Source organism: Sphingobacterium tenebrionis, from assembly GCF_037126265.1.
GTDB lineage: Bacteria > Bacteroidota > Bacteroidia > Sphingobacteriales > Sphingobacteriaceae > Sphingobacterium > Sphingobacterium tenebrionis.
In genome coordinates this window covers 1-5421 of the sequence record NZ_JAYLLN010000069.1, presented here as the reverse complement: position 1 = coordinate 5421, position 5421 = coordinate 1, and the positions used below count along the sequence as shown (strand labels likewise).

5 protein-coding genes are annotated in these 5421 nt (G+C 37.6%); 1 reads left to right on the top strand and 4 read right to left on the bottom strand.

Annotation, left to right across the window (positions count from 1 at the left end; all coding sequences use genetic code 11):
* Positions 1 to 517 precede the first annotated feature (517 nt).
* The 4 genes from VJ786_RS16435 to VJ786_RS16420 form a co-directional block, all read right to left on the bottom strand.
* Positions 518 to 784, bottom strand: a complete 267-nt coding sequence (locus VJ786_RS16435; RefSeq protein WP_099367868.1) for a type II toxin-antitoxin system RelE family toxin — start codon at positions 782 to 784, stop codon at positions 518 to 520.
* On the bottom strand, positions 784 to 1038 hold the full coding sequence (locus tag VJ786_RS16430) for a hypothetical protein (RefSeq protein ID WP_099367869.1): 255 nt from the start codon (positions 1036 to 1038) through the stop codon (positions 784 to 786). The genes VJ786_RS16435 and VJ786_RS16430 overlap by 1 nt, the downstream gene beginning before the upstream one ends.
* Positions 1039 to 1179: 141 nt before the next feature.
* On the bottom strand, positions 1180 to 1608 hold the full coding sequence (locus tag VJ786_RS16425; protein WP_336558052.1) for a hypothetical protein: 429 nt from the start codon (positions 1606 to 1608) through the stop codon (positions 1180 to 1182).
* Between the two features lie 11 nt (positions 1609 to 1619).
* On the bottom strand, positions 1620 to 3113 hold the full coding sequence (locus tag VJ786_RS16420; protein ID WP_099367871.1) for an amino acid permease: 1494 nt from the start codon (positions 3111 to 3113) through the stop codon (positions 1620 to 1622).
* A 375-nt stretch (positions 3114 to 3488) separates the two neighbouring features.
* Here VJ786_RS16420 and VJ786_RS16415 point away from each other — a divergent pair, with 375 nt between their 5' ends.
* Positions 3489 to 5291 carry a DEAD/DEAH box helicase gene (locus VJ786_RS16415; RefSeq protein WP_099367872.1) on the top strand — a complete coding sequence of 601 codons (1803 nt, stop codon included), beginning with the start codon at positions 3489 to 3491 and terminating at the stop codon, positions 5289 to 5291.
* Positions 5292 to 5421 lie beyond the last annotated feature (130 nt).

The window sequence follows — 5421 nt, the reverse complement described above, 5'->3', positions numbered from 1 at the left end:
GACGCTTGTCGAATGGCTGCTTCTTACTGGTCCGCTCCGCGAACTCAAACTCTCTTTCTATTGTTTCCATACACTTTGTTTTTGTGTATAGCTTTTTTAGGATTGGACACGAGAATAAAAAAAGCTGTATCCTTTTTCGGATACAGCCCATTGTATGTTAATTTATATTTTTAATTAATTAGGATTCTATTTGATAATTTAAAACTTCAAATCTTATTTCCAAGACCATTCGGTTTTATCGAAATCATTATCGATATATTCAAATTCTCCTAAATCTTTTAAAGAATTAGCTTTTAATAGTTTTTCTTCCCAGTATTTACGAGGTTTTGAGTTTACCGTTTCAATAATGGTTTTAGAATCCTTTATTAATAAAAAACTTCATCTGTAATATGGAGCTGTTCAAGAAATTGTTTCCTAATTATAATTCCAAAAGATTTACCGATTTTTATGATTTTAGTTTTCATATTACTAGGGTTATAAGAAACCAAACACTTAATTTTTAATATTCAGCTAATCATTATGGAAAAACTTTATAGATATCGTTTCTCTTCACAAAACGCGCTAGTTCAATTTTATTATCATCCTTAAAAAAACCTAATCTATATCCTCCAATTCTCAAACGATAAGCAGTAGAAAACCCCTTTATCTTTATAACATTGGGAATATCTTCTAATGTGCTTGCATTTTCAATTTCAATAATGATTAATTTAATTCTAGCGTTCATTTTTTTATCTGACACTTTCTTAATATCATTAAGAAAAGTCCTTAAAAAAACTATTTCCATTAGTCTAAAGCATTCATAATTTCATCTCGAGTAACAGTTTCTTCCCTGTCTGATTGCTGCATTAATAACAACAGTCCTAGATCTTCCCTTTCTTCTTCAGACAAGGCCTTTAAACGTTCTTTTTCTTTATATTCAACATAAAATTTAACCGCTTTTTCCATTATTGATTTCACACTCTTATCATCAAAAGCAGAAAGCAGTTTTAACTTCGTTAAAATAGTTTCATCAATATCTATAATTTTCTTAACCTTCATATAACAAATATATAAGTTATATACGATATATAAAAATTAGAAGATAATAATAAAAAAAACAGAAGCAACTAAATTAGTAAGAGGCCGTATCAAATGCTTGATACGACCTCTTACTAATTTTACAAGTTTTCCTCATTTGTACTAATTAGCTAACTCGTATATTCTATTATCTATTGTGTAAGTATAGAATTGGGTAGTAAGATTGCCCTTTATTTTATGAGTTTCTTTGTAGATGTTATAATTTATTGCATTCAAATTCCAATTGAATGAATTGGGATCATATTTGAAAACAATTTTTTTTCCGTCATTAAATTTGATAGCTATGGAATCATGTGCTGATGGCGAAAAAGTAAAATTAAATCTGTTAAAGTTTCCAGGCACACTTATACTATCGGCAATATCTATAGATACTTTTCCAGCATTTCTTCTATAAAAATCAATAGAAACAGTATTTGGAAGAGTGTTTTTATATACAAAAACATCTTCAAACAGTGATTCTGGATTATGTTCAGAACAGGATACCAATAATCCAAATAGGCCTATTAATACTGCTCTACATAAGCTGTTCATATCCTAACTCCTTACTCTTGAGAACCAATCTTCCCTTGAGCCTCCCGCTCCTTACGTAGTTTACTGTGTCTATAACCGTACAAGAAATAGATTGCTACACCAATAGCCATCCAAATTCCTAAACGCTCCCAGCTCACCAACGGAAGGGATGCCATCATCGCGATACACACCAAAATTCCTAAAATTGGAACCAATGGAACCAATGGCGTTTTGAAAGGTCTTTCGATATTCGGATTGGTCTTGCGTAATACTAAAACACCTATACATACCAACGTAAAGGCAAATAAAGTACCGATACTTACCATATGTCCCAAATCAGATACCGGAACAAATCCTGCGAAAATACTCACAAAAACCATGAAGATCAGATTGGTTTTCCAAGGCGTTTGACGTTTGGAAAGATCTGAGAAGATCTTTGGCAACAAGCCATCCTTACTCATGGAATAGAACACGCGGCTCTGACCCAATAACATCACCAGGATAACGGAAGTATAACCAGCAATAATCGTAACAATCATCGCAGTATTCAAGAAATGATAACCGGTTTTTTCAAAAGCTGTGGCAACTGGCTTCGCATCACCAGAGAAAGCGGTATAAGGCGCTAACCCCGTCATCACATAAGAGAACAACACGTAAAGAATGGTACAGATGACCAAGGAACCAATAATACCGATCGGCATGCCTTTCTTCGGGTTCTTCGCTTCCTGAGCCGCAGTACTTACCGCATCAAAACCGATAAAGGCAAAGAAAACCACTGCTGATGCACGTAGTATACCGGAGATCCCGTAATGTCCAAAATAACCACTGGAGAAGAATTCCCCCCAGCCCATCTTACCTTGTTTTACCAGCTCCTCCCCTTCGTTCGTCGGGATAAATGGCGTATGGTTAGCAGGGTTGATGAACTGCCATCCTAAAACGATGAACAAAATCACCACACTAACTTTCAGGATAACCAGGATATTGTTAACAACAGAAGACTCCTGCGTTCCCCGCATTAACAGAAGTGATAATAAACAAACAATAATAATCGCAGGAAGATTGATCATCCCGCCCTCCCAAGGACCAGCCAAAAGCTGCTGAGGAAGATGGATACCCATGATCTGCATGAGCTCATTGAAATACTGAGACCAACTGACCGCAACGGTGGCACCTGCTAAGGCATATTCCAGCACCAGATCCCAACCGATGATCCAGGCCATGAATTCACCCATGGTTGCATAGGAATAGGTATAGGCACTACCGGCTACCGGGATCATGGAGGCAAATTCAGCATAACACAAACCTGCGAATGCACAACCAACCGCTGCCACTATGAAAGATAACATTACTGCTGGTCCGGCATGATCTGCCGCAGCAATTCCTGTTAACGAAAAAAGACCGGCTCCAATGATAGCACCGATCCCTAATGCAATTAGTCCTGAACTGGATAAGGTCCTCTTTAAGGTTCCTTCGCCGCTCTGTTCCGCTTCTGAAACTAACTTTGCAATTGATTTTTTATACCACATAAATTAGATTAATAAGTTATTAACAAACCTACAAAAAAATTAAAAATATCAACAATTTTTTGACAATTTATCATTTTATGCACCCTATTTTTAGTATTGTTTTATAATCATTGATTTAAATCGGACGATTATTTTTACTAAAAGCCCTTTTGCAGAATCATATTTCTTGTTCAGGGATACTTTTTAGCGTTATGTTGGTTTAATAAAAAATCACTTACTTATTATTTCGCAGCTACATCCGATTCCTTTTCAGCTACAAATTTATTGATTATCAAGCCCTTCATAAACATAAAGTATTGAACAATAGGAAAAACCAATATTTGTTCTTATCTTTGCACCGCCTTAGGCAATTGTGCCTATTGTATAATTTATTTCATGAACCCATTTTTAGAACTGGGAATCCGTCATGAGATTGTTTCTGCCATCACTGAGTTAGGTTTCGAAAAACCTTCTCCCATCCAGGAAAAAGCCATTCCTGTATTACTGACTGGTAACGACGATTTTGTCGGATTAGCCCAAACAGGTACAGGGAAGACTGCGGCATTTGGTCTTCCTCTTTTAGAACAACTAGACTTTTCATCGAAACAACCACAAGCATTGGTACTTTGTCCAACGCGCGAGCTGTGTTTGCAAATTGCAAGAGACCTAGAAAAATTTGCCAAACATTTAGACAATGTGCACGTGGTTGCCGTATATGGTGGTGCAAACATCAGCGATCAATTGAGACAGATCCGTCGCGGTGTTCAAATCGTTGTTGCTACCCCAGGTCGTATGCTTGATATCATCGGCCGTAATGCCATCGACTTCTCTAACGTACGTTATGTCGTATTAGATGAAGCTGATGAAATGTTGAACATGGGTTTCCAAGAGGACATCAACAATATCCTTTCCGAAACTCCTGACGACAAAAAAACGTGGTTGTTTTCAGCAACCATGCCTAAAGAAGTACGTCGTATTGCCCAAAACTACATGACTAACCCTTTTGAGTTAACTGTAGGTACAAAGAACACCGGTAATACGAACATCGAACACCATTATTACATGATCAAGGCGAAAGATAAATACGCTGCTTTCAAACGCATCGTAGATTTTTACCCAGAGATCTTTGGTATTGTGTTCTGTCGTACTAAAATTGAAACCCAAGAGATTGCGGAAGCATTGATCAAAGATGGCTACAATGCCGATTCTTTACATGGTGACCTTTCTCAACAACAACGCGATAAAGTAATGAAACGCTATCGCGAACGCAACTTGCAATTATTGATTGCTACGGATGTTGCTGCTCGTGGTATCGACGTAAATGACGTAACACACGTTATCAACTATTCATTACCTGACGAAACAGAAAACTATACCCACCGTTCAGGCCGTACAGCTCGTGCCGGTAAAACGGGTATCTCTATTTCTTTGATCAATGTGAAAGAAATGAGCAAAATTCGTCATATCGAAAAGATCATTGGAAAAGAATTCATCCGCAAACAAGTTCCTCAAGGAACTGAGGTTTGTGAGAAACAGCTTTTCGCAATCATCGATAAAGTGCATAACGTAGAAGTACACGAAGATAGGATCAATACGTTCCTTCCTCAAATCTTAGAAAGCCTTCAGGACCTTTCCAAAGAGGAGATCGTAAAACGTTTTGCATCTTTAGAATTCAATAGATTCTTAAATTACTACGAAGACGCTCCTGATTTGAACATCGACGGTCGTGATAATGGTCGCGAAAGAGAAGGAAGAGATAGAGATGGTCGTCGTCAAGCATCTAAAGGATTCACTCGTTTATTTATCAACTTAGGTTCGGTAGATGAATTCAGCAGAGGTGATATGTTATCCTTCATCTGTAACAAAAGTAAGATTTCTGGAAAGTCAATCGGTAAGATCGATCTAAAAGGAGTATTTACGTTCTTCGAAGTACAGGATGAAGAGGTAGAACGCGTATTCCAAGGATTCCAAGGTGTAGATTTCAACGGTAGAAACGTTCGTATCGAAGTTTCTGGCGAAGGTAGATCTTCAGATCGCGGAGGAAGAGGTGGTAGTCGTCGTTCAGGCGGAGACCGCGAAAGAGGTGGAAGCTACGGTTCACGCAATGGTGGTTCTGGTCGTAGAGACAGAAACTCCGGCGGTGGATTCCGCGACTTCTCTTCTGGCAAAGGCCGTAGAGAATCCAAAAGCAGATATTAATAGTTAATATTAAATATGCAAAGAAGGTGTCTAAAAAGGCACCTTCTTCTGTTTTATAGCTTTCTGGAGCTCCATTATAATTTCATGAGCAATATTAGGCTGCAAGTCGATGTTTTGTACTTTTCAGCAT